This is a genomic window from Enterococcus sp. DIV1937 (assembly GCF_050535975.1).
Lineage (GTDB): Bacteria > Bacillota > Bacilli > Lactobacillales > Enterococcaceae > Enterococcus > Enterococcus faecalis.
In genome coordinates this window covers 2,512,005-2,538,224 of the sequence record NZ_CP172909.1, presented here as the reverse complement: position 1 = coordinate 2,538,224, position 26,220 = coordinate 2,512,005, and the positions used below count along the sequence as shown (strand labels likewise).

Genomic DNA, 26,220 nt, shown 5'->3' with positions numbered 1-26,220 from the left:
AGGGAGCGAGCCAAATGAAACTAGCACCATCCATTTTAAGTGCCGATTTTGCCAATTTAGAAAGAGATATCCGTTTAGTAGAAGAATTAGGAGCAGATTATATTCATGTTGATGTTATGGACGGTCAATTTGTGCCCAACATTACCTTAGGACCGAATATCGTTTCAGCGATTCGTCCAGTGACAAAACTACCATTGGATGTTCATTTGATGATTGTACAACCTGAAAACTATATCAATGCCTTTGCGGAAGCCGGTGCGGATATTATTACCGTCCATCAAGAAGCAACACCCCATATTCATCGTGCCTTACAAATGATTAAAAATGCGGGTGTGAAAGCTGGCGTAACCATCAATCCTGGGACACCACTTTCGATGATCGAAAATGTATTAGATTTGGCAGATCAAGTCTTGGTAATGACTGTCAATCCAGGCTTTGGCGGACAATCATTTATTGAAAACTCACTAGAAAAAATTGCTCAATTAAAAGAATGGAAAGAAACAAAAGGATACACCTATGAAATTGAAGTCGATGGCGGGATTGTTCCTGAAACTGCCGCACGTTGCAAAGAAGCTGGTGCGGAAGTGTTTGTTGCAGGCTCCTACATTTATAATGCTGAAAATCCTCAAGAACGAATCGATGCACTGAGAGCAGTGCTAGACAAATGAGTCGTGTCTTACTGGTAGCTGGGGGCAATCCAAGTGATTGGCCAACCATTGAACCAGCTACGTATGATTATTTCGTAGGTATTGATCGCGGCTGTCTCCATTTATTAGAGGCCGATTTACCGTTACAATTAGCGGTGGGCGATTTTGATTCATTATCACGAGAAGAATACCATTTTGTCCAAGAAACTGCCGAAACACTCATCCAAGCACCTGCTGAAAAAGATGATACAGATACACAATTAGCGCTTCAAGAAGCTTTACAACGATTTCCACAAGCAGAGATGACGATTATCGGTGCGACAGGGGGCAGAATTGACCACCTGTTAGCCAATCTTTGGTTACCCTTTGAACCACGATTTCAAGGCGTACTTCGTCAAATCCGTCTATGCGATCGTCAAAATAGCATCCAGTATTACGCCCCTGGTTCGTATATCGTACCAAAAGAGCCAGATAAAGAATATCTGGCCTACTGCTGTTTGACGCCTGTAGAAAACTTGACGCTACGACGCAGTAAATATTTATTAACCAATCAAGATGTTCCTTACCCAACATCGTATGCAAGTAATGAATTTATCGAAGAAGCCGCTGCTTTTTCCTTCGATGCAGGGATGATTGCGGTTATTCAAAGTAAAGACAAGTAAAAAGAGGTTGGACCTTCATCAATGCGATGAAGGTCCAACCTCTTTTTTTATGCAATAAAAAAAGCCGAACAACGAACGTCCAGCTTTGCTTATTTAAGTTTATTAAACACGTTCGATTTTACCAGATTTCAAAGCACGAGTTGACACCCAAACTTTTTTAGGTTTACCATCGATTAATACGCGAACTTTTTGTAAGTTAGGTTTCACAGTGCGTTTTGTTGAGTTCATCGCATGTGAACGGTTATTACCACTTGAAGTCTTACGACCAGTGAAGTAACATACTTTTGCCATTTTAAGTTTCCTCCTTTGCCTTGATCTTGGAGCGATAATATTCAGCTCATACTAACTTAATTTATCATATTAGGCACTGATTTGCAAGAAGATTTTTAGTGACTAACAACAAAAGTAGCTTGTCAGGTGATAGTTTTTCATTGTCTGATTTTAAATACTTAAGAAATCCATGCACAAACGTAAGACGATAAAGATGAAAATTTAAGAGTTCAAGAAAAAAATGTAGTGGTCCGTGTTTGATTAATATAATTAAAGTACTTAGATAAATGAAAAAGGAGGAAAATATGAGCTTAGAAATTAAAAAGTTGAAAAAGAAAATGAATGAGCAGGAAATTATTAAAGGAATCAATTTGACTATTCCAGAAGGCGAAATTTATGGCTTCTTAGGCGCAAACGGTGCAGGTAAAACTACTATTTTCCGCCATATTTTAGGCATCTACTCTCCTGATGAAGGGGAAATAACATGGCAGGGACGTAAAGTTGATCGCTTTGATGCTAAAGAGGTCGGTTATCTTCCAGAAGAGCGTGGCCTATATCCGAAAAGAACGGTGAGACAACAATTAACTTTCTTTGGGAAGCTCCGTAAAATGAAAAAGAAAGAAATTGAAAAAAGTATCCTCTTTTGGCTGGATTTTTTTAAGATACAAAAGAATGTAGATCGAAAAATTAGTGAATTGTCAAAAGGGAATCAACAAAAGATTCAATTTATTGCGTCGATCATTCATGGACCAAAGCTTGTCATTTTGGATGAACCATTCTCTGGGCTAGACCCGATTAATGCGAATCAACTAAAAGAAGCAATTCTTTTTTTGAAGGAAAATAGTGCTACGATAATTTTCAGCTCTCATCAAATGGCAAACGTAGAAGAAATCTGTGAAAACATTTGTATGATGAAAAAGGGTGAGGTTCTTTTAGAAGGAAATTTAAAAGAAATCAAAGATGAAACGGATAAAAGAAAAGTGATTGTTCAGGCTGATTTTGACAGAGAAATATTAAAACAAGATTTTGAAATAGAATCGTATAAAGAAGAAAATGATGTTATTTCTTTTTATGTAAAAGATGAATGTACTGCGAAGAAAATTCAAAAATTTATTTTTCAATCAGAAAATATTCAGCAATTCAGAATTGAGCCAATTTCGTTAAATGATATTTTTCTAGAAAGAGTGGGTGAGTAAAGTGAAAAATATAGTGACGATTGCTTTAGAAACATACAAACAAAAAGTCGTGTCAAAAGTGTTTGTTATTATACTGTTGGTTTTGATGGTAGGGACATTTTTGGGAATGAATTATGAAGGGATTCTAAAAAAAGAGGAACCAAGTAAAGAAACCATCCTTGTTGTTTCAAATAATCAAGAAACTGTTACTATGCTGAAAGAAGTTGGTAAAGGTACCAATCTGAACTTTGTTGACGGCGGTCAAAAGTTATCAGATGCTGAGAAAGAGCTGAAAGATAGAGCGAGTAAAACCATTTTGAAAATTGAAAAGAGTAGCGCTGGTCTATACGAAGGAAAAATTTATTACGAAGGAGCTCTCCAATATAATGTGTCTGAACAATTACAAAGTCTTGTAACCACTGTAAATCAATCGATTAAATTAAATCAATTAAATATTGATGCGGCGCAACAACAGTTTTTGAATGAAAGCACACGTTTATCCTTAGAATCTTTAGCTGGAAATCAAGATAATTCGGTTCAAACATTAATACTAGTTTATATTGTTGGCTTTATTCTCTACATTGCAGTTATGCTCTTTTCTACAATGGTTGCTCAAGACATTGCGGTGGAAAAGAGTTCAAGAGTTATGGAAATTTTACTCACAACAATTACACCAGTTCAGCATTTAATTGGTAAAATTGTTGGCATTGGGCTAGTTGGGGTAACGCAAGCAGCAGCAATTTTTGGGGCTGCGTATGCATCTTATGGAATTTTTGGAGATAGTACAGGAGTATTTGACTTTTTGAGTGAAGGCAAAAATAGTCAAGCAATCATCTTAGCTGTCATATGTTTCGTTTTAGGTTATTTGCTATATTCTGTTACGGCTGCTATTTTAGGTTCTGTTGTTTCCTCTGTTCAGGAAGTTCAACAGTTGATGTATATTTTGATTATTCCTTTATTTATTGCGATGTTTATGGTAATGATTCTTGCAACTGGATTAGGAAGTAACCAAGCGACTATAATTTCATCTTATATACCGTATCTATCACCGATAGTCATGTACGCACGTTATATGCTGGGGGATGCATCGTTAAATGCTTTTGCAGTAGCGATGGGAATTAATCTGGTCTTTACTATGATTTTAGCGTTTCTAGGCAAAAGTGTTTATCAAGGGGGCGTATTTATTTATAGTGGAGATAAACTTATAAATGTTTTCAAAAAAGCGTTTAAATCTGGGAAATATTATGTTAGATGAGTATAAAAAATCTTGTCGCAACTCTCATGTATAAAACATTTATTTTGATAAATAAAAAAGTAATTGAAATTGTACACTCAGTATAGCGAGTGTACAATTTTTGTTTATAGCGTAATAGTCGGGCGCTGAAAACTACTTTTTCTCAGTTTCACTTGTAAAGAAAGCTTGAATTGTCTTTTATTAGAGTATATACTTTTTTTATTAACTGAAATATAAGGAGGTTTTAATTTGGTGAGGTTTGTTTTTATTCTAAGTAATATCACGGCAGTGGTTCAAGTGTTCTTTAATTATCTAAAGTCAAAAGTAGTAAAGCTTAATAAAAAAATTACTTTACATAGTATTTTCGGATTGATGGTTATCGCAATTTTGAATGGCAAAATAATTTCTGCTATAGGAATGTATGGATTTGCTTGGATTTATTTGAGTATAATAATTTTAGGTTATTTTTTTATCTCTAAAAGCCTTATTAAAGTTTTAGGTATAAATTCTTATATCGTCATTATTTCAGCTGTAAGTGGTCAGTTTGTATCCTTTATAAAGGAAAAAATATTTGGCACAGAACTAATTTTTTCAAGTAATTTAACCATGTTTTTACATAGTACATTTCGGCTAGCACTATCAGTAATTCTGACGATATTAATGATAAAGGGGATAAAAAAACTAGAAAAAAAGTTTTCTATTATCAATGAATGTCTTCTGCTTTTTAATTTGATAGGAATCGGCACAATGATTATCTACTATACCAGCCTGGTTTTAGGAAAATATTTGGGGAATAACAAGGAAATAATTGTAGTAAATTCAATCTTTCTCACGCTCTATTTAGTCGTTTCATTAATTTCTTTTATTGTGTATCTTAGTTCGCTCAAAAATAAATATGATATTCAACAGAAGGAAACAGAATATTTAGAAAATCAGAGATATATGGAGGCAATGGAGAAACAATTCAAGGAGATTCGGAAGTTTCGGCATGATTATAAAAATATCCTAAATTCATTAGAAGATTTTATTGTGAGTGGAGATTACGAGAGTCTTAATGACTATTATTTCAGTAAAATAAAGAAAGCATCAAAATGCATTGACCAAAATAGGTTCAAGTTAGAAGCGATTGGAAACATTCGAGTAAGAGAAGTTAAAAGTCTCCTTGTGTCTAAGTTGATTTCAACGCAAGAAAAAGGAATGGATGTACAGTTAGAAGTGACTGAACCAATTGAAGAATTAGCCATTGATTCAATTTCTTTGGTTAGAATACTAGGTATTTTTTTAGATAACTCTATAGAAGAAATCGAATTTTTAGGTGAGGGTAAGCTTGTAATCGCTGTATATAAAGATGCCTCTGCTGTACATATTATTATCCAAAATTCATGTAGGAAAAATTTACCAAAATTCCATCTACTTAAGCAACGCGGTTTTTCATTAAAAGGCACTGATAGAGGAATGGGATTGAGTAATGTTCAAGAATTGCTTCAATCCCTAAATAATGTTCAACTAGCTACCTCCATCAGTGATGGATGGTTTACTCAAAAATTGACGATTGAAAACAATAGGAGGTGCGAATAAGGTGATTTCTATTATTATTTGCGAAGATGATTGGCGACAACGACAAATGTTGGAAACCTATGTTAAAAATTACATAATGATGGAAAGTCTTGATATGGAACTGGTTTTTTCAACAGGAAATCCGTTAGAAGTACTTGAATTTGTCAAAAGTCAGTCTAGAATAATTGGGTTATATTTTCTAGATGTTGATTTACAACATGAAATGTCAGGATTAACCTTAGCAGCTAAAATCAGAGACTACGATAATTTAGGTAAAATCGTTTTTGTCACAACACATGGGGAACTGTCCTATCTGACGTTTACGTATAAAGTGGAAGCGCTGGACTATATCATTAAAGACAACAAAGAACATCTACAGCAGAAAATCTGTGAAAATATTCAATTGGCTCATGAACGTATAACTAGTGAACGTGGAGATACAAAAAAATTATTTAAATTTAAGGACGGCGATACCATTCGGTCTGTAGATATGACAACAATCATTTTTTTTGAATCTTCTTCCGTATCGCATAAAATTGTTTTACATCTTGAAAACGGAGAAATTGAATTTTATGGTTCCTTAAAGGAGATTGAAGAACAGTCTAATGACTTTTATCGTTGTCACAAATCATATTTAATCAACCGCAAGCATATAAGTAAAGTTATAAAAAGCGAACGGATTGTCGAAATGAGTAATGGAGAAAGATGTTTAGTCTCAGTGAGAGCCATGAAAAACCTCTAAAATCAGCAGACAAGATTCAATGAACCAAGTCGAATCTTGTCTTTTTCTGCATTGACAATGCACGACAAACGTTGTAAATTGTACAAATGTTGGTAATTATGAGGAAGGGTCTATAATATCTGACGAACTTCCTTTTAATTAAAGGCTGGATATGATAAAATGTTATGGAAGAAAATAGGGCGAATGTGCTCTTATAAGGAGGCTTTCATCAATGGCTGTAAAAATTCAAACACCCGCAGGTACCATTGAGATTACCAATGATGTGATCGCTACAGTAGTTGGCGGAGCTGCGACAGATATTTACGGAATTGTCGGAATGGCAAGCAAAAATCAAATTAAAGATAACTTAAACGATATTTTACGTCGTGAGAATTACTCACGTGGTGTCGTTGTTCGTCAAGAAGACAACGGAATCGCAGTGGATGTCTACACGATTGTTAGTTATGGTACAAAAATTTCTGAAGTTTCTCGTAACGTCCAAGAAAAAGTAAAATATAATCTTGAAACATTATTAGGTGTCACTGCGAATTCAGTTAACGTTTTTGTTCAAGGAGTTCGTGTATTACCGGATTAGAGGTAGTGTACTGTCAACGATGCAATTGCACAAGGAAGTCGTGTGTTGCCGTTAGCGGTAAATCTGAAGGAGGATTTTTTAGGTGAATGTAACAGAAATCAGCGCAGGTCAGTTCCAGGAAATGGTCCAGGCAGGTGCGACTCGTCTGCACACAAATGCAGAATATGTCAACTCATTAAACGTTTTCCCTGTACCCGATGGTGATACAGGAACAAATATGAACTTATCAATGACCAGTGGTGCAAAGGCTGTGGCCGATTCTCGCTCTGAAAAAGTAGGAGAATTAGCAGGTGCGTTATCCAAAGGGTTATTAATGGGTGCTCGTGGAAACTCTGGGGTTATTTTATCTCAATTATTCCGCGGCTTCTCAAAACAAATTCCTGAGGTTACAACATTAAATGCCAAAGACTTGGCCGCTGCATTTACACATGGTGTAGAAACAGCGTATAAAGCAGTGATGAAACCCGTTGAAGGAACAATCTTAACTGTTTCTCGTGAAGCGGCGCGTTCTGGTGAACGTAAAGCGAAAGAAACAGATGACTGTATCGAAGTTATGACAGCTGTTGTAGCAGGCGCTAAACGTGCCTTAGCGAAAACACCTGATTTATTACCTGTCCTAAAAGAAGTCGGCGTTGTAGATAGTGGGGGTCAAGGACTACTATTTATCTATGAAGGATTTTTAGAAGCGCTTAGTGGTGAATTTTTACCAACTGAAACGTATGAACCAAGTCCTGCCGAAATGGACGAAATGGTTAATGCTGAACATCATCGTGGTGTTAGTGGTCACGTTGCGACAGAAGACATTAAATTTGGCTATTGTACAGAAATTATGGTTCGTATCGGCGAAGGCCCAACCGTGGACAGCGCTTTTGATTATGAAACATTCAGAAACTACTTAAATGAACTAGGCGATTCTCTATTAGTCGTTAACGATGACGAAATTATCAAAGTTCACGTGCACACTGAGCATCCAGGTGAAGTAATGAACTACGGCCAAAAATTTGGTTCGTTAGTAAAAATAAAAGTAGACAATATGCGTTTACAACATGAAACGTTAGTTGAACGCGATGCTCAGCAAGAAGCGTTGACTGAAAAAGTTCGCGTACCGTTTGCTGTGATTGCTATTGCAGCCGGTGAAGGCGTTCAAGAATTATTCCGAAGTTTAGGTGCAAGCTACATTATTAGTGGTGGCCAAACAATGAACCCAAGTACGGAAGATATTTTAAAAGCAGTCAAAGAAGTGAATGCAGAGCAAGTCATTATTTTACCAAACAACAAAAACATCTTTATGGCGGCTGATCAAGCAGCAGAAGTTGCCGATGTACCAGTAGCGGTTGTTCCATCTAAAACCATTTCTCAAGGAATGACAGCAATGTTAGCTTTCAATGATCAACAATCATTAGAAGAAAACAAAGCAAGTATGACGGAAATGTTAGACAGCGTTGTGAGTGGTCAAGTAACCACAGCTGTTCGTGACACAACCATTGATGACGTTGAAATTAAAAAAGATGACTTCTTAGGAATGATTGATGGTAAAATCGTCGTTTCTGAAGCAGATCGTTTTAATGCATCATTAGACACGTTGAACCGCATGATTGATGAAGACACTGAAATCGTGACAATTATTGTCGGCGAAGATGGCTCGGTTGAAGAAGCTGAAAAGCTAATCGCTATTTTAGTTTCTGAAAACGATGAACTAGAAACAGAACTTCATGAAGGTGGACAACCTGTGTATCCATACTTATTCTCAGCAGAATAGGTTTTCGTGATGAAAAAATAAAAACGAATAGGCTGGTTCATTAGTTAGGGCTAATGAACCAGCCTATTTAATGAATGATCCATTTTTTTGCGTATATTAATGAGGAGGGGATTTTATGGACATCACAGATTTAGTCAGCGTATTGCCCGGTGTTGGCCCAAAACGTGCTGAAAATTTACAAGAACTGGGGATTGCTACAATTGAAGACTTATTGACGTATTATCCCTTCCGCTACGATGATATCCAAGAAAAGGATTTAAGTGAGATTCAGGATCAGGAAAAAGTTACGCTAAAAGGGCTAGTGGTTTCGGAAGCAGTCGTTAGTCGGTACGGTTATAAGAAGAGCCGGTTAACGTTTCGAATGATGCAAGAACATGCGGTCATTAATGTTTCCTTCTTCAATCAACCTTTTTTAAAAGACAAAGTAGTTCTTTCCGAAGAAATTGCTGTTTATGGCAAATGGGATGCCAAGAGAAAATCATTAAATGGCATGAAAATCTTAGCTTCTAAAGGAGACAATGAAGATTTCGCCCCCATTTATCATGTGAATAAAAAAGTCCGCCAAAGCACGTTGGTTCAGTTAATCCGCACTGCTTTTGAAGAGTATGGTTCACTGGTTGAAGAGATTTTACCGAATGATTTATTAGAAAAGTACCGCTTGATGCCTAGAAAAGAAGCAATGTGGGCGATGCATTTTCCCAGTAATCCAGAAGAAAGCCATCAAGCTAAACGGCGAGTAGTCTTTGAAGAGTTTTTCCTTTTCCAACTTAAAATGCAAGGACTGAAGAAACAAGAAAAAGCGGAAAAAAATGGTTTAGCTATTCAATATGACGTGGATCGCTTAAAAACGTTCACCCAAGGACTGCCTTTTGAATTGACAGGCGCCCAAAAAAAAGTGACCAATGAAATTTGTCGAGACTTGCGAAGTCCGAAGCATATGCAACGATTGCTTCAAGGTGACGTGGGGAGTGGGAAAACGGTAGTGGCTGCGATTGCGCTATACGCCACCATGACCGCTGGCTTTCAAGGAGCGTTGATGGTTCCGACTGAAATTTTAGCGCAACAGCACATGGAAAGCTTACAGCAGTTGTTTGATCCATTAGAAGTTCGGACGGCCTTATTAACAGGTTCCACCAAAACGAAAGAACGTCGTCTAATTCTCGAAGAACTGGCCAATGGCGAGATTGACATTGTGGTAGGGACCCATGCTTTGATACAACAAGATGTCAGTTTCCATCAATTAGGTTTGGTAATCACCGATGAGCAACATCGTTTTGGTGTGAACCAGAGAAAAATATTAAGAGAAAAAGGCTTAAAACCAGATGTTTTATTCATGACGGCCACTCCGATTCCTCGAACGCTGGCCATTACAGCCTATGGCGAAATGGATGTATCAATCATTGATGAAATGCCAGCTGGACGGATTCCAATCGAAACACGTTGGATTCGGCCGCCGCAGTTAGATACTGTTTTAGAATGGATGGAAAAAGAGCTGGCTCGAGGACATCAAGCCTATATTATTTGTCCATTGATTGAAGAATCAGAAGCCTTAGATGTGAAAAACGCAACAGAAATTTTTGAACATATGCAAAGCTTTTATTCCCCAAGATATCAAGTGGGATTACTACACGGTAAAATGAAAAACCAAGAAAAAGATGACATTATGCAGGAGTTCAAAGACAATCAGCTACAATTATTGGTTTCTACCACCGTTATTGAAGTTGGCGTGAATGTACCAAATGCCACGGTGATGTTAATTATGGATGCGGACCGGTTTGGGTTAGCACAATTACATCAGTTACGGGGACGTGTTGGGCGTGGCTCCAGTGCATCTTATTGTATTTTAGTGGCCAATCCGAAAAATGAAATGGGCGTTGAGCGTATGAAAATCATGACAGAAACCACCAATGGTTTTGTCTTGAGTGAGCGTGATTTGGAACTTCGCGGACCTGGGGAAGTGTTCGGTGCACGGCAATCAGGGGTGCCCCAATTTGCGGTAGGAGATATCGTGACGGACTTTAACATTTTAGAAGTTGCGCGCCAAGAAGCAAGTGCCCTATGGAAAGTGAAAGAGTGGTGGCAATATCCTGCTTATCAAGGCTTAGCCAATCGAGTGAAACCCCAAGATGAGGCAGCCCAATTTTTCGATTAGAAGAGGTAATTTTTGAAGCCAGAAAGTAAAAGCCAATGCGTATTTCTTTGAAAAAAATATGTTATACTTGTTAGGAAACAAAAAAGTAGGAGGGAATCACTCATGAAAATTGCTGTAGATGCAATGGGTGGAGATAACGCCCCACAAGCAATTGTTGAAGGGGTTATGCTAGCCAAACAAGACTTCCCAGACATTGAATTTCAATTATATGGAAAAGAAGCCGAAATAAAAAAATACATCACCGATGAAAAAAACATTACGATTATTCATACCGATGAAAAAATTGCTAGTGACGATGAGCCAGTTAAAGCAATCCGTCGTAAGAAAACTGCTTCCATGGTTTTAGCAGCGCAAGCAGTTAAAAATGGGGAAGCCGATGCGATTTTTTCTGCAGGCAACACCGGAGCGCTATTAGCAGCGGGTCTGTTCATTGTCGGCCGCATCAAAAATGTGGAACGTCCCGGTTTGATGTCAACTTTACCTGTCATGGGAGAACCAGACAAAGGGTTTGACATGTTAGATTTAGGAGCCAATGCAGACAATAAACCAGAACATTTGGTTCAGTATGCCGTTTTAGGTTCATTCTATGCTGAAAAAGTTCGGAACGTTCAGAATCCTCGTGTCGGTCTATTAAATAACGGAACTGAGGAAACAAAGGGCAGTGAATTAACGAAAAAAGCCTTCGAATTGTTAGCAGCAGATGAAACGATTAATTTTGTCGGAAACGTTGAAGCACGAGAATTATTAAATGGCGTAGCTGACGTGGTGGTGACAGATGGCTTCACAGGAAATGCCGTTTTAAAATCCATCGAAGGCACAGCTATGAACATGATGAGCTTGCTGAAAACAGCGATTCTTTCTGAAGGTGTCAAAGGAAAAATGGGCGCCTTATTATTAAAGAATGCGTTGCGTGGCATGAAAGACGAAATGGACTACTCAAAACATGGGGGAGCGGTTTTATTTGGCTTAAAAGCGCCAGTCATTAAAACGCATGGGGCCACGGGTCCTGATGCCGTCCGCTACACCATTCGTCAAATTCATACAATGTTAGAAACCCAAGTTGTCCCACAACTAGTGGAATATTATGAAGGCAAAGCAGAGTAATTTGCAATTGTCTTGACATCAGTTTGTTACTCAAATGAAAAAAAGATGGACAAATACCCAAATTGTGAGTACAATGTATCTTAGCGTTTTAGTAAAAGAAAGAACCTTTTTTCAAAAGCAGTGGAGGTGAATACAGTTGACTCGTGAAGAAGTACTTCAAAAAGTAGCGAAGATTATCTCAAACCACTTTGATATTGAAGCGGATCAAGTAACAGATCAATTAAACATTAAAGATGATTTGAACGCTGACTCAATTAGCGTAATGGAGTTTGTTTTAGAACTTGAAGATGAATTTGGAACAGAGATTTCAGATGAAGATGCAGAAAAAATTGAAACAGTTGGTGCCGCTGTAGATTATATTGTGAGTAATTCATAAAAAATAATAAGACAAAGTCGATTGACATTCGTGTTGATCGACTTTTTTTGCGTACATAATGGTTATTTTATTAAGCAATAAGGCTATTTTTACACATATTTTTGTAAAAAAAATCATACATGTAAAAAAATAACTGCGAAAAAAGTTATTTTATCTTGCTTTTTATGGAATAATTCTATAAAATTATGAAAAAACAATGAGCTGTAAATTAACATTGATAAAAATTAGAAAGTGCTATCATTAAATATTAGTTAATTTATATAATGTTTTTGAAAGGACGTAAGGGGTGCGTATGGATGCAAGGAAATGAACAATTACTAGAGGTTTCAGGATTAGAAACAGCATTTAGAATCAAAGATGATTATTATAATGCCGTCGATGATGTTTCATTTGAATTGAAGAAAAATGAGATTCTGGCAATCGTCGGAGAATCTGGTTGTGGAAAAAGTACCTTAGCAACAACGATTATGGGCTTACATGATCCCAATCATACCAAAATTACTGGGGAAATTTTATACAACAATTTAAACTTAACTACGTTTAATGAAACATTGTACAACAAAGTCAGAGGAAACGATATTGGGATGATTTTCCAAGATCCGTTGTCTGCACTGAATCCGCTCATGCGAATTGAAGACCAAATTAAAGAAAGTCTAACGTATCATACCAAAATGACCGCACAACAAAAACAAGCACGGGCCATTGAACTGTTAGATCAAGTGGGGATTCCCAACCCAGAGCGTGTCGGGAAACAGTATCCTCATGAATTGTCTGGCGGCATGCGCCAACGGGTGATTATTGCCATTGCAATCGCGTGTAAACCACCGATTTTAATTGCAGATGAACCCACAACGGCCTTAGACGTTACCATTCAGGCACAAATTCTCGATTTGTTAAAAGATTTACAAGAAGAAACAGGGAGCGGCATTATTTTAATTACCCATGACTTAGGTGTAGTTGCGGAAATGGCTGATCGTGTAGCGGTTATGTATGCGGGTCAGTTTGTAGAAGTAGCCACTGCTGAAGAATTGTTTAGTCATCCGAAACATCCATATACACGTTCCTTACTTCAGTCCATTCCCCAAGAGAATTCAGATGAAGAAGAACTTCATGTGATTGAAGGGATTGTTCCTTCGTTAACCAAATTACCTAGAAAAGGTTGTCGGTTTGCCCCACGAATTCCTTGGATTGATGCATCGGAACATGAAGAAAATCCAACATTACATGAAGTTGCACCGAATCATTTTGTTCGTTGTACATGTTATAAACATTTTCATTTTAGAGACGGGGAAGGGGAAGCGTAATGACAGAAATTATTCAAATTAAAGATTTAAAAGTTCATTATCCAATTCGCAGCGGCTTCTTCAATCGAATCACTGATCATGTTTTGGCGGTTGATGGTGTGGATTTCATGATTGAACAAGGTAAAACATATGGGTTAGTTGGTGAGTCGGGTTCTGGAAAATCAACGACAGGAAAAGCAATTATTGGTTTAGAAAAAATTACAAATGGTGAAATTATTTATCAAGGACAAGATGTAACCAAGCCGCGAAGTCGAAAAGCGATTGGATACAACAAAGATGTCCAAATGATTTTCCAAGATTCGATGTCAAGTTTAAACCCTAAAAAACGAGTACTAGATATTATCGCCGAACCAATTCGAAATTTTGAACGGTTAAGTGACCAAGAAGAAAAGAAAAAAGTCAAAAGTTTGTTGGACATTGTGGGGATGCCAGAAGATGCGTTGTACAAATATCCTCATGAATTTTCTGGTGGGCAACGCCAACGTTTAGGCGTCGCCCGAGCGGTGGCTACCAGCCCCAAATTAATTATTGCAGATGAACCTGTTTCAGCACTGGACTTATCTGTGCAAGCACAGGTATTGAATTTTATGAAGAACATTCAACAGGAATATGGGTTAAGTTACTTATTTATTTCCCATGATTTGGGCGTAGTTAAACATATGTGTGACAACATTGCCATTATGTACAAAGGCCGTTTTGTAGAAATCGGTACACGCCAAGATATTTACACTAATCCACAACACATTTATACCAAACGCTTACTTTCAGCAATTCCTAAAATTGACGTAGCGAACCGAGAAGCTCACAAAGAAGAACGAAGAAGAGTTGAGCAAGAGTATCGGGAAAATCATAAAGACTATTATGATGAAAATGGGCGGGTTTATAACTTACATGCGATTAGTCCAACCCACCAAGTAGCGTTAAAAAATGGAGGTGCTGAATAATGTGGAAAACAATTTTACGCCGTTTGTTATTGATGATTCCGCAAGTGATTATTTTAAGTGTCTTGATTTTCCTGTTGGCTAAAATGATGCCAGGTGATCCGTTTACAGGATTGATTAATCCGAACCAAGACCCGAAAGTGATTGAAGCCATGCGCGAAGCTGCCGGATTAAATGATCCTTGGTACGAACAATATTTCCGTTGGATTGGCAATGCCTTACATGGAGATTTTGGGCATAGTTTTATCTTTAAATTACCTGTGTCCACACTCATTGCTGGTCGGGTGGGGAATACGATTGCATTGGCCGCTGTGTCAGTTATAATCACGTATTTAATCGCCATTCCTTTCGGTTTAATTGCTGGCCGTTACCAAAATTCATGGTTTGACAAAATGGTGGTTATCTACAACTTCTTCAGTTTTGCTGTGCCATTATTCATCTTTGCCTTGATTATGCTCTTTATTTTTGGGTATCGCTTAGACTGGTTCCCAACGAGTGGAACCGTGACTGTTGGTTTGGCTGAGGGAACGTGGCCGTATTATTTAGATAAACTGAAGCATTTAATTTTACCAGGGGTCACTCAAGCGTTGCTAGGGACAGCGGTCACTATTCAATATTTGCGCAGTGAAGTGATTGATGTTAAAAACATGGACTTTGTTCGTACTGCTCGTTCAAAAGGAGTGCCAACGAATAAAATTTTTAATCGACACATTTTTAGAAATGCAGCATTACCAATTGCCTCTCAATTAGGTTATGAAATTACTGCTTTGATTGCCGGATCAGTCGTTATTGAAAAGATTTTTGCTTTCCCAGGAATTGGAAAATTATTTATTGATAGTATCATTCAACGTGACTATTCCGTTATTACCGCTCTCGTGTTGATTTTGGGATTGGCAACCCTTATCGGAACCTTAATTTCTGATATTGTAATGAGTATTGTTGATCCAAGAATTCGAATTCAGTAGAAAAAACACGAAGAAAGGGTGATAAAAATGGAATTGACAGAAGAAAAAAGAGAAGAAGTCTTACAAGAAAGTATTCCACCAATGGGCTTTCGGATGATTGCGCGAGAATTCGTCAAAGAAAAAATGGCGATGTTTTCTTTAATCCTTTTGGTCATTATCTTATTAGCCGTTTTTATCGGTTCGTTAGTGTTAGACCAAAGTGCCGTTATGCATGTAAGTATTTTAGATAAATATGCGGAACCAGGTACCGTTACAATGAATGGCACCAAGTTCATTTTAGGTGCCGATGAAGGTGGTCGTGATGTTTTAGGACAATTGATTATCGGGGCTAGGAACTCGATTTTAATCGGTTTTGCCATTACGATTATTACGTCTATTATCGGGGTCGGTTTAGGGATTATTTCCGGTTATTATGGAGGCATGATTGATAATATTTTGATGCGTATCGTGGATTTTATTATGATTTTGCCAATTATGTTAATTATTATTGTGTTCGTTTCCGTGATTCCTAAATATAGTATCTGGTCCTTTATTTGGATTATGTGTGCGTTTTATTGGGTTGGAAAAGCGCGGTTGTTCCGCAGTAAAACGTTATCTGAAGGGCGCCGAGATTACGTTAGTGCCTCTAAGACAATGGGAACAAGCGATTTTAAAATTATGTTTCGAGAAATTATGCCGAATTTAAGTTCATTAATTATTACGAACTTAACGATTAATTTCGCGGCCAATATTGGGATCGAAACAACGTTAACTTTCTTAGGCTTCGGGTTACCACAAAGTGTCCCAAGTTTAGGAACCTTAATTGGCTACGCCAGCAGTGGGGATGTATTAGTCAATAAACAATGGGTTTGGTTACCTGCATCAATTCTAATTTTAGTCTTGATGTTAAGTATAAACTATGTTGGACAAGCATTTAAGCGCTCAGCAGATGCACGACAACGATTAGGCTAATTAGCCAAAAAATGAGGGAGGAAAAGAGATGAACAAGAAACGGATTTTAGGTGCAATCACGTTAGCTTCTGTGTTAGTATTCGGGTTAGCTGCATGTGGTGGCGGCAATAAAGGCGGGGGCAATAAAGCAACGGAAACAGAAGACATTTCAAAAATGCCAATCGCTGTTAAAAATGATAAAAAAGCAATTGATGGCGGGACATTAGATGTCGCTGTAGTTATGGATACACAATTCCAAGGACTTTTCCAGCAAGAATTTTATCAAGACAACTATGATGCACAATACATGCTTCCAACGGTACAGCCATTATTTAACAATGATGCAGACTTTAAGATTGTCGATGGGGGTCCTGCGGATCTGAAATTAGATGAAGATGCCAATACAGCAACCATTAAATTACGTGACAATTTGAAATGGTCTGACGGTAAAGATGTGACAGCCGATGACGTGATTTTCTCTTATGAAGTCATTGGTCATAAAGATTATACAGGGATTCGTTATGATGATAACTTTACGAATATTGTTGGCATGGAAGACTACCATGCTGGTAAATCACCAACCATTTCTGGCATAGAAAAAGTCAATGATAAAGAAGTTAAAATCACTTATAAAGAAGTTCACCCAGGAATGCAACAATTAGGTGGCGGTGTTTGGGGTTCAGTTTTACCAAAACATGCCTTTGAAGGAATTGCTGTTAAAGACATGGAATCAAGCGATGCAGTTCGTAAAAACCCTGTAACTATTGGACCATACTACATGAGTAATATTGTGACAGGTGAATCTGTTGAATACCTACCAAATGAGCATTACTACGGTGGCAAACCTAAATTAGATAAATTAGTGTTCAAATCTGTTCCTTCTGCGAGCATTGTAGAAGCGATGAAAGCGAAACAATACGATATTGCATTATCAATGCCAACAGATACGTATCCAACATACAAAGATACTGAAGGGTATCAAATCTTAGGACGTCCCGAACAAGCCTACACGTATATTGGCTTTAAAATGGGTACGTTTGACAAAGAAACCAATACAGTGAAATACAATCCAAAAGCTAAAATGGCAGATAAAAGCTTACGTCAAGCCATGGGCTATGCAATTGACAATGATGCAGTCGGCCAAAAATTCTACAACGGCTTACGAACAGGGGCAACAACGTTAATCCCACCAGTCTTCAAGAGCTTGCATGATAGCGAAGCGAAAGGCTATACGCTTGATTTAGACAAAGCGAAAAAATTATTAGACGATGCTGGTTATAAAGACGTAGACGGCGATGGCATTCGCGAAGACAAAGAAGGCAAACCACTAGAAATCAAGTTTGCTTCAATGTCAGGCGGCGAAACTGCACAACCACTTGCTGATTACTATGTCCAACAATGGAAAGAAATTGGCTTAAACGTAACGTATACAACAGGACGCTTAATTGATTTCCAAGCATTCTATGATAAATTGAAAAATGATGACCCAGAAGTAGATATCTATCAAGGCGCGTGGGGCACAGGTTCAGATCCTTCACCAACCGGCTTATATGGTCCAAACTCAGCCTTTAACTATACACGTTTTGAGTCAGAAGAAAATACTAAATTACTTGATGCGATTGATTCAAAAGCATCATTTGATGAAGAAAAACGTAAAAAAGCCTTCTACGATTGGCAAGAGTATGCCATTGATGAAGCGTTTGTAATCCCAACGCTTTACAGAAATGAAGTCTTGCCTGTCAACGACCGTGTAGTTGACTTTACGTGGGCAGTTGATACGAAAGATAATCCATGGGCAACGGTGGGTGTCACTGCGGAAAAACGTTAAACAACGTTCCGCTGATTTAATAGAGATAGAACGAGGTCGGGACAGAAGTGTTTAACTCCGAGAAATAAGAAGGAGTTGCTTCTGTTCCCGCCGTTTATCAGTTTTTGAGCGTGGCGCAAAAATCCAAAGTGATTTTTGTCCCACGCTCTTTCTATCTCTTACGTAAACAAACGCTTTTATCTCAGTCATAGCTCTATTTATTTATTTTTTTCTAAAAAATAATGAGAACACAGTGAATAACAGGCTTTTTCTGAATAGAACCATTTAAAAAAAGTGAAAAAAAAAGTATAATGAAACAAGGTGTAAATAAATGTAAAGGAATGTGGAGAATGGACAATCAGTTAACAACAGAGTTAAAAGAACGTTACGGCATTGTTTTCCATGATGTCAATCTATTAGAGCAAGCTTTTACTCATTCATCCTATGTGAATGAGCATCGCTATTTAAAATTATCCGATAATGAACGTCTTGAATTTTTAGGAGATGCAGTTTTAGAATTAATTGTTTCACAATATTTGTATTTAAAATTCCCAGAACTTCCAGAAGGAAAATTAACGAAGATGCGCGCAGCCATCGTTCGGGAAGATAGTTTAGCCAAATTTGCGAAAGAATGTCACTTCGACAACTACATTTTATTAGGTAAAGGAGAAGAAGCATCGGGCGGACGAACACGTGCATCATTATTATGTGACTTATTTGAAGCCTTTTTAGGTGCCCTCTACTTAGACCAAAAAGTTGGCGCAGCCAAGAAATTTATTGAAGACGTTATTTTTCCGAAAATTGATGCCGGTGCTTTTTCACATGAGATGGATCACAAAACACAATTACAAGAAGTTTTACAACGCAAAGGCGATGTTTCAATTGAATATCGCTTAATTAAAGAAGAAGGCCCTGCTCATGACCGCACCTTTTTCACTGAAGTTTACATGAATGGTGAACTCATTGGGTTAGGCCAAGGAAAATCGAAGAAGTTAGCTGAACAGGATGCCGCTGAGCGGGCACTGAAAAGTATTCCTCAGTAAGGCTGGAAGGAGCAATATTCGTGTATTTAAAACGAATTGAAATTACAGGATTTAAATCATTTGCAGATAAAACCATTATTGAATTTGAAGATGATGTGACAGCAGTGGTTGGTCCGAATGGAAGTGGGAAAAGTAATATCACGGAAGCCGTTCGTTGGGTATTAGGTGAACAATCTGCGAAAAACCTTCGCGGTGGCAAAATGAACGACATTATCTTTGCCGGTTCGGAAGGTCGTAAGCCGCTAAATATTGCGGAAGTTACCGTGACGTTAGACAACAGCGACCATTATTTAGCATTGGATTATAGTGAGATTAGTGTCACCCGTCGTTTAAAACGAACGGGCGAAAGTGACTTTTTTATTAATAAACAAGCGTGCCGTTTAAAAGATATTCAAGATTTATTTATGGATTCAGGGTTAGGCAAAGAATCTTTTTCAATTATTTCGCAAGGGAAAGTTGAAGCGATTTTTAATAGTAAACCTGAAGACCGTCGAGGGATTTTTGAAGAAGCAGCGGGCGTTTTAAAATACAAACAACGAAAGAAAAAGGCTGAACAAAAGCTTTTCGAAACCGAGGACAACTTAAGCCGTGTCCAAGATATCATTTACGAGTTGGAAGACCAATTAGTTCCTCTAGCCGCCCAAGCAGATGCGGCTAAAAAGTATTTAGCTTTGAAAGAAGAACTTACCGAAATTGATGTCAATTTAACTGTGACCGAAATTCAAGAAGCAAAAGCTATTTGGGAAACGAAAACGCAAGAATTAACAGCCATTGAAGAAAAGTTAGCTGGCGCAAGTAAACAAGTCCACGACCTAGAAGGCAAATTGGTACGTTTACGAAGCAAGCGCAATCGTTTAGATGAACAAATTGAAACGGAACAACAACAATTATTACAAGTGACAGAAGCGTTGAAACAAGCAGAAGGACAAAAAAATGTTTTAATTGAACGTTCTAAACACACCTCCCAAACGGCAAGCGAATACGAAGAGACATTGGCAGAAACGGCCGAAAAAATTGTTCGTTATCGAGAAGAATTGCAGACGCTGGAAACAGCAATCGCAGAAAAAACGGCACAACGTCAGACGTTAAAAGAAGCATTGGCTTTGGCAACGAAAGATGTGGAAAAATATAGTAAGTCTTCTAAAGAATTAATGGAAGAATTGCGCAGTCAGTATGTGGAAGTTATGCAAGAACAAGCCAATACAGCCAATGACTTAAAATATTTAGAACGACAATATCAACAAGAAACAGCTAAAAATCAACAATCGCTAGCAAAACACGAAGCGCTAGAAGAACAGATGGTTGAAGCTCTCGCAATGAAAGAGACGCTAGAAAAAGAGCAAAAAGTCGCAAAACAAGGCTTACAAGAACAACTGGAAGAATACACCGCGTTGAAAGCAACGCTTGAAGCCAAACGTGAACGGTTAGCACAGCGTCAAAATGATATGTACCAAGCGATGAATCAAGTGCAACAAGCGAAGGCACGCCAAAAAAGTTTGCAAGAAATTCAAGAAAATTACGCTGGCTTCTATCAAGGCGTGAAAGCTGTATTGCGTCACAAAAACCAATTAACTGGGATTGTTGGCGCAGTGGCTGAGTTAATTGAAGTGCCTAAAGAATATACGTTGGCGATTGAAACGGCCCTAGGTGGTGCGGCGCAACATATTGTTGTGGAAAATGAGAAAGATGGTCGAGCAGGCATCACCTTCTTAAAACAACAACACAGTGGCCGAGCAACCTTTTTACCATTGACCACCATTAAGCCACGCTCTGTATCGGCGATGGTTCAGAATCGTTTGGCTGGTGCACCGGGCTTCGTGGGGATTGCCAGTGAATTAGTTCGTTATCCAGAACAAGTACAAACCGTTATTCAAAATCTCTTAGGCGTCACGATTTTAGCGGCAGATTTAACGAGTGCCAACCAGTTAGCAAAATTAGTCAATTACCAATATCGCGTTGTCTCATTGGAAGGCGATGTGATGAATCCTGGCGGTTCGATGACTGGGGGAGCCAATAAACGTGGCAACCAAGGAAGCCTATTTTCACAAGCGCAAGAACTTCAAACAATTACTGAACAAATGACTCAATTAGAAACACAACTAAGAAGTGTAGAACAAGAAGTCCAAGCGCTCTCGCAAGAAGTGAAAACAGCCACGGAACGTGCAGAAATGTTGCGCTCTGCTGGTGAACAAAATCGCTTAAAACAACAAGAAATTGACAATAAATTAGCCAATCAAACAGAAACGATTACTCGTTTAACAAAAGAAAAACGCTTGTTTGAATATGAATCACGGGAATTGCATCAATTCTTAACTGAATATCAAACGAAAAAAGCTACATTGACAGAGCAACAAGCAAGCTTAACGGCAACGAAAGAACGTTTAGATGCTGAAATGAAACAAGTGGAACAAGAAGCTAGCCAAATGGAAACCTTTAAAGCCCAAGCGCAAGAACGCTTGACGACAGTTCAAGCAGAACAAGCAGTAGCGGCGGAACAATGTGCCCATTTTGCTCGTCAAAAGCAAGACAAACAAGAACAATTGGACGAATTGTTGATTCGAGAAACGGCCATCCGTCAACAGCTACAACAATTAAGTAGCCATTCTAGCGATCACCAGTTAACCGAAGAAGGCTTAGCGGCACAAGTCGCGCAATTAGCGGAGAAACAAACAGCGTTGCAAACGTCTTTACAAACGGCACGCAGTCAACGACAAGCGTTGCAAGAAGAAGTAGACGAGTTAGATACAAAATTAGCGGAAGAAAACAAACGCCAACAACAGTATTTAGCAGATAAAACACAAATCGAAGTCCTAAAAAATCGTGCAGAAATGCAATTAGATAGCTCGTTAAGTTACTTACAGGAAGAATACAGCTTAACCTTTGAAGCTGCCTATGAAGCGTATTTCCCAATCGATGATTTAGCGCAAGCGCAGCAAACAGTGAAACGCCTAAAACAAGAAATTGAGCGGTTAGGACCTGTTAACTTAAGTGCCATCGAGCAATTTGAACAAGTCGATGAACGCCATCAATTTCTAGTCAGTCAACGTGATGATTTATTAAATGCGAAAGAACAATTATTTGAAACCATGGATGAAATGGACCAAGAAGTGAAAGAACGGTTTAAAGAAGTCTTTGAAGCAATTCGTGGCCAGTTCAAAGTGGTATTTCCTAATATGTTTGGTGGCGGACGGGCAGAGCTGGCGCTAACCAACCCAGAGGATCTCTTGAATACAGGGATTGAGATTGAGGCGCAACCACCAGGGAAAAAATTACAACATTTAAGCTTGTTGTCTGGAGGCGAACGGGCATTAACGGCGATTGCATTACTCTTTTCAATTATTCGTGTTCGACCAGTTCCGTTCTGTATTTTAGATGAAGTAGAAGCAGCTTTAGATGAAGCCAACGTTGCTCGTTTTGGTCATTATTTAAGCGAATTTGAAGATGGCACACAGTTTATCGTGGTGACACATCGTAAAGGGACAATGGAAGCCGCAGATGTTTTATATGGCGTGACTATGCAAGAATCTGGGGTTTCAAAAATCGTTTCAGTTCGCTTGGAAGAGGTCAAAGAAGGTGGCGCAATTGAAAAAAGCAATTAGCCAGAAGCAAGGAGGAGCGAACGTTTGATAAAATTAGTTGCTATTGATTTAGATGGAACATTATTAAATAGCCAAAAAGAGATTTCTTTACGGAATAAACAAGCACTGATGGCTGCGAAACAAGCAGGCGTGAAAGTTGTTATCTGCACAGGTCGACCTTTGGCAGCTATTGGTCCTTACTTAGAAGAATTAGGTTTACAAGAGGAAGGCGATTATAGCATTACTTTTAACGGCGGATTGGTTCAAAAAAATGATACAGGGGCCATTATTGAAAAAACATTGATGCCCTTGGAAGCGATTCATGAGCTGTACCAATTAGCAACCACACTCAACATGCCGTTTGATGTCTTATCCGATGAGGTCGTGATGCAACTGCCTTCTGCCCCAAATTATCCTTCAATTTATAGTTCTCTAAACAAATTATTAACCTTTGAGTCCTACAAATTAGAAGAGTTAACCCCGAATCGAATTTATAACAAAGTTGTTGTTGCGATTGATGAAGCGTATTTAAATGAACGCATCAAGGAAATTCCGGCCTCCTTTTATGAGCGCTTTGAAATTATTAAAACGCGAAATAACTTATTAGAATTTATGCCAAAAGGGATTACGAAAGCCTATGGTATTTCCTTGTTAGCCAAAGATTTAGGAATCCGTGCAGAAGAAATCATGACCCTAGGGGACGAAGAAAATGATTTACCGATGATCGAATACGCTGGCTTAGGTGTCGCCATGGCAAATGCGATTCCATTAGTTAAAGAAGCCGCAGATGTCGTTACAGACACGAATGACCAAGATGGCGTTGCCAAAGCGGTCGAAAAATATATTTTAACGCCGTTGGAAGGAGGCCAATAAGAATGGGATTTTTTGATAAAATAAAAAAAGCTTTTTCCGCTGAAAAAAAGGAAGAAGAAAAACAAGAGATAATTGAAGAAACAGTAGACGAAACACCTAGTGATGAATCAGCGCCTGCTGAATCAAAAGAAACCGCAGCAGAAGAGGCGCAAACAACGCCAGAAACGACAGCGGAAGAAGTCACAGAAACAGCCGATTTAACAGATAACGCTGAAATGGAAAAATTAGCTGGCGTAGAAGAAGCATTAGAAGAAGAGCCAGAAGAAATCCTGACAGAGGAAACACAAGAAGTTGTTGTGGAAGCGCCTGAGGAAGAAAGTAGTGTCGTAACTCCGTTGGCAGAACCAACAGACACGCAGGTTTCAGAAGAAATTGAAGAGTCGAAAGAAGAACAAGTCCAAGAAAAATATGAAAAAGGTTTGGAAAAAACACGTAAGACATTTGGTCAACGGTTGAACGAATTGTTTGCTAATTTCCGGAGCGTTGATGAAGATTTCTTTGAAGAATTAGAAGAAACGTTAATTGGTGCAGACGTAGGCTTTGATACATCCTTAAAAATTACAGAAGCCTTGCGACAAGAAGTGAAACTGCGAAATGTGAAAAAACCAGCTCAAGTTCAAAATACCATCATTGAAAAAATGGTTGATTTGTATGAAGAAGCAGGAATTAATGAAAATAATGCGATTAACTTACAGCCAAATGGCTTAACCGTGATTTTATTTGTTGGTGTTAATGGAGTTGGTAAAACAACCAGCATTGGTAAATTAGCCCATCAATACAAGTTGGAAGGAAAGAAAGTTTTAATGGCCGCTGCCGATACGTTCCGAGCGGGCGCCATCGATCAATTAGTTGTTTGGGGTGAACGGGCTGGCGTTGAAGTTGTGCGTGGGAATGCTGGCGGCGATCCAGCAGCGGTCGTTTTCGATGCAGTGGAACGTGCCAAAGCAGAACAGGCCGATGTTTTGCTAGTGGATACAGCAGGTCGTTTACAAAATAAAGTCAACTTAATGAAAGAATTAGAAAAAATCAAACGAGTCATCCAACGAGAAATTCCAGATGCGCCTCACGAAGTTCTCTTAGTCGTGGACGCAACTACTGGGCAAAATGCGATGACACAAGCCAAACAGTTCAAAGAAACAACCGATGTCACTGGCTTAGTTTTAACCAAACTAGACGGAACAGCCAAAGGTGGTATTGTCATTGCTATTCGGAATGAATTACACTTGCCAGTGAAATTAGTTGGTCTAGGTGAAGGCATTAACGATTTAGAACCATTTAATGCCAACGATTTCGCAATGGGCTTATTTAAAGGCTTATTAAAAGATGTTTAGTTGTAGAAAATAACAGGTTTGGGAAGAACGTGGGACAGGAGTATTTAGCTTCAAGAATGAAGAAGCTACTCCTGTCCCGCCGTTTATTTTAGGATTAGGACGGATGTTCTAAGTTCTTTCTAAATTGTTTCTGAAAAAAATGAAGGAGTGAGGGAGAAGATGACAGAACAAATGTGGATTGAGAAGTTAGGATTAGAAGCGCATCCTGAGGGCGGTTATTTTAAACAAACCAATAAAAGTGAACAATTGATTCCAACCAAACGAGGCGAACGGGCGTTGCATACAGCGATTTTGTTTCTATTAAATACAGAAAGTCCGTCACATTTTCATCGTTTAAAAGCGGATGAATTATGGTTTTTTCACGATGGTCAGCCATTAACCGTTCACTGTATTTTTCCTGATGGAACGTATCAAGCTGTTCAGTTAGGGAAAGACTTAGTTCAAGGACAACAGCTTTCGTTCTCAGTTCCTGCCGGCACAATCTTTGGCTCTACAGTAGCGACAGGATTTGCGTTAGTCAGTTGTGTGGTTACACCAGGCTTTGAGTTTGAAGACTTCGAGTTATTTACTCAAGCGGAATTGTTAAACGATTATCCACAACATAGTGAAATCATTCAGCACTTGGCTTATCGAGAATTACCTTAAGAAAACGTTTTAGTAACATTTCTTTTATGAATATGCTAGTATAAATCAAACAAGCTTGTTGATTTTGTCGCAACGCACACTTAGCTGTCGTAGATGATTAAAAGAAAGGGATGAATCACATGGGCACAATGGTTTTTGTTAACTTCCCAGTAGCGGATGTCCAACGTTCTACAGCATTTTATGAAAAACTTGGATTCAAAAAGAACGAGGAATTTTCAACAGAGGAAGCTAGTTCGATGATGTGGGATGATCAATTTTGGATTATGTTGTTGAACCATGACTTTTATGGAAAATTTATCCAAGAAAAGCAAATTATTGATGCGCAAACAACCAGTGGGGCATTAATTTCCTTTAGTTTAGAGAGTGCCGAAGCCGTAAAACAGTTTGGCGAAACCGCCAAAGCTAACGGAGGCAACTGTTACCGAGTTGATATGGGAATACCAGAAGAGCAAATGTATGGCTTAGAGGTGCAAGATTTGGATGGCAATAGCTTAGAACCTGTCTGGATGAAGATGTAAAAAGAGCCGCAAAATCTCTACAGATTTTGCGGC

At 38.4% G+C, this 26,220-nt stretch carries 23 protein-coding genes; 22 read left to right on the top strand and 1 reads right to left on the bottom strand.

The genetic code is table 11. The features are described 5' to 3' along the window. Window positions 1–14: 14 nt before the first annotated feature. Window positions 15–668, top strand: coding sequence for a ribulose-phosphate 3-epimerase (gene rpe / locus IGL13_RS12180; protein ID WP_002354925.1), 654 nt, complete (start codon window positions 15–17; stop codon window positions 666–668). Next, on the top strand, window positions 665–1,309 hold the full coding sequence (locus IGL13_RS12175; RefSeq protein ID WP_002361010.1) for a thiamine diphosphokinase: 645 nt from the start codon (window positions 665–667) through the stop codon (window positions 1,307–1,309). Before rpe ends, IGL13_RS12175 begins: the two co-directional genes overlap by 4 nt. 102 nt (window positions 1,310–1,411) lie before the next feature. Here the strand turns inward: IGL13_RS12175 and rpmB are convergent, their stop codons facing one another. Continuing rightward, a complete protein-coding gene (gene rpmB / locus IGL13_RS12170) occupies window positions 1,412–1,600 on the bottom strand; it encodes a 50S ribosomal protein L28 (protein ID WP_002354928.1) in 189 nt (62 codons plus the stop codon). Between the two features lie 266 nt (window positions 1,601–1,866). On the opposite strand from rpmB, the gene IGL13_RS12165 reads away from it, so the two are divergent. From IGL13_RS12165 to IGL13_RS12070, 20 genes are all read left to right on the top strand, one after another. Beyond that, on the top strand, window positions 1,867–2,775 hold the full coding sequence (locus IGL13_RS12165) for an ABC transporter ATP-binding protein (RefSeq protein ID WP_002401681.1): 909 nt from the start codon (window positions 1,867–1,869) through the stop codon (window positions 2,773–2,775). After that, the gene (locus tag IGL13_RS12160; RefSeq protein WP_002365363.1) at window positions 2,768–4,009 is read left to right on the top strand and encodes an ABC transporter permease; all 1,242 of its coding nucleotides are present in this window, start codon (window positions 2,768–2,770) and stop codon (window positions 4,007–4,009) included. The genes IGL13_RS12165 and IGL13_RS12160 overlap by 8 nt, the downstream gene beginning before the upstream one ends. Window positions 4,010–4,237: 228 nt before the next feature. Further along, window positions 4,238–5,566, top strand: a complete 1,329-nt coding sequence (locus IGL13_RS12155; RefSeq protein WP_025187359.1) for a sensor histidine kinase — start codon at window positions 4,238–4,240, stop codon at window positions 5,564–5,566. 1 nt (window position 5,567) lies between these two features. Further along, window positions 5,568–6,287 carry a LytR/AlgR family response regulator transcription factor gene (locus tag IGL13_RS12150; RefSeq protein WP_002388606.1) on the top strand — a complete coding sequence of 240 codons (720 nt, stop codon included), beginning with the start codon at window positions 5,568–5,570 and terminating at the stop codon, window positions 6,285–6,287. 211 nt (window positions 6,288–6,498) lie between these two features. After that, entirely contained in the window at window positions 6,499–6,861 is a 363-nt protein-coding gene (locus IGL13_RS12145) for an Asp23/Gls24 family envelope stress response protein (protein WP_002354933.1), read from the top strand. An 82-nt stretch (window positions 6,862–6,943) separates the two neighbouring features. Next, the gene (locus IGL13_RS12140; RefSeq protein ID WP_002354936.1) at window positions 6,944–8,620 is read left to right on the top strand and encodes a DAK2 domain-containing protein; all 1,677 of its coding nucleotides are present in this window, start codon (window positions 6,944–6,946) and stop codon (window positions 8,618–8,620) included. Window positions 8,621–8,735: 115 nt separating this feature from the next. Beyond that, window positions 8,736–10,772, top strand: a complete 2,037-nt coding sequence (gene recG, locus IGL13_RS12135; RefSeq protein WP_002370092.1) for an ATP-dependent DNA helicase RecG — start codon at window positions 8,736–8,738, stop codon at window positions 10,770–10,772. Between the two features lie 102 nt (window positions 10,773–10,874). Then, window positions 10,875–11,876 (top strand): phosphate acyltransferase PlsX, encoded by a 1,002-nt coding sequence (plsX, locus tag IGL13_RS12130; RefSeq protein WP_002354938.1) that lies wholly within the window; start codon window positions 10,875–10,877, stop codon window positions 11,874–11,876. A gap of 136 nt (window positions 11,877–12,012) precedes the next feature. Continuing rightward, entirely contained in the window at window positions 12,013–12,252 is a 240-nt protein-coding gene (gene acpP, locus IGL13_RS12125; RefSeq protein ID WP_002354939.1) for an acyl carrier protein, read from the top strand. Window positions 12,253–12,515: 263 nt separating this feature from the next. Further along, the gene (gene opp2D / locus IGL13_RS12120) at window positions 12,516–13,556 is read left to right on the top strand and encodes an oligopeptide ABC transporter ATP-binding protein Opp2D (RefSeq protein ID WP_002365359.1); all 1,041 of its coding nucleotides are present in this window, start codon (window positions 12,516–12,518) and stop codon (window positions 13,554–13,556) included. Next, window positions 13,556–14,500, top strand: a complete 945-nt coding sequence (gene opp2F / locus IGL13_RS12115) for an oligopeptide ABC transporter ATP-binding protein Opp2F (RefSeq protein WP_002354942.1) — start codon at window positions 13,556–13,558, stop codon at window positions 14,498–14,500. Before opp2D ends, opp2F begins: the two co-directional genes overlap by 1 nt. Then, entirely contained in the window at window positions 14,500–15,462 is a 963-nt protein-coding gene (gene opp2B, locus IGL13_RS12110) for an oligopeptide ABC transporter permease Opp2B (protein WP_002354943.1), read from the top strand. The genes opp2F and opp2B overlap by 1 nt, the downstream gene beginning before the upstream one ends. Window positions 15,463–15,489: 27 nt before the next feature. Further along, window positions 15,490–16,413 (top strand): oligopeptide ABC transporter permease Opp2C, encoded by a 924-nt coding sequence (gene opp2C / locus IGL13_RS12105; protein ID WP_002365358.1) that lies wholly within the window; start codon window positions 15,490–15,492, stop codon window positions 16,411–16,413. 28 nt (window positions 16,414–16,441) lie between these two features. After that, window positions 16,442–18,220: an oligopeptide ABC transporter substrate-binding protein Opp2A gene (gene opp2A, locus IGL13_RS12100; RefSeq protein ID WP_002365357.1), complete on the top strand. Its 1,779-nt coding sequence runs from the start codon at window positions 16,442–16,444 to the stop codon at window positions 18,218–18,220. Window positions 18,221–18,549: 329 nt separating this feature from the next. Continuing rightward, window positions 18,550–19,242: a ribonuclease III gene (gene rnc / locus IGL13_RS12095; RefSeq protein WP_002354946.1), complete on the top strand. Its 693-nt coding sequence runs from the start codon at window positions 18,550–18,552 to the stop codon at window positions 19,240–19,242. A 20-nt stretch (window positions 19,243–19,262) separates the two neighbouring features. After that, window positions 19,263–22,841 carry a chromosome segregation protein SMC gene (gene smc, locus IGL13_RS12090; RefSeq protein WP_194180216.1) on the top strand — a complete coding sequence of 1,193 codons (3,579 nt, stop codon included), beginning with the start codon at window positions 19,263–19,265 and terminating at the stop codon, window positions 22,839–22,841. Window positions 22,842–22,865: 24 nt separating this feature from the next. After that, window positions 22,866–23,693 (top strand): Cof-type HAD-IIB family hydrolase, encoded by an 828-nt coding sequence (locus IGL13_RS12085; RefSeq protein ID WP_002354948.1) that lies wholly within the window; start codon window positions 22,866–22,868, stop codon window positions 23,691–23,693. A 2-nt stretch (window positions 23,694–23,695) separates the two neighbouring features. Continuing rightward, window positions 23,696–25,024 (top strand): signal recognition particle-docking protein FtsY, encoded by a 1,329-nt coding sequence (gene ftsY, locus IGL13_RS12080; protein WP_002385216.1) that lies wholly within the window; start codon window positions 23,696–23,698, stop codon window positions 25,022–25,024. Between the two features lie 159 nt (window positions 25,025–25,183). Next, a complete protein-coding gene (locus IGL13_RS12075; protein WP_002381091.1) occupies window positions 25,184–25,669 on the top strand; it encodes a cupin domain-containing protein in 486 nt (161 codons plus the stop codon). 119 nt (window positions 25,670–25,788) lie between these two features. Beyond that, window positions 25,789–26,187, top strand: a complete 399-nt coding sequence (locus tag IGL13_RS12070) for a VOC family protein (protein ID WP_002354951.1) — start codon at window positions 25,789–25,791, stop codon at window positions 26,185–26,187. The last annotated feature ends 33 nt before the right edge of the window (window positions 26,188–26,220 follow it).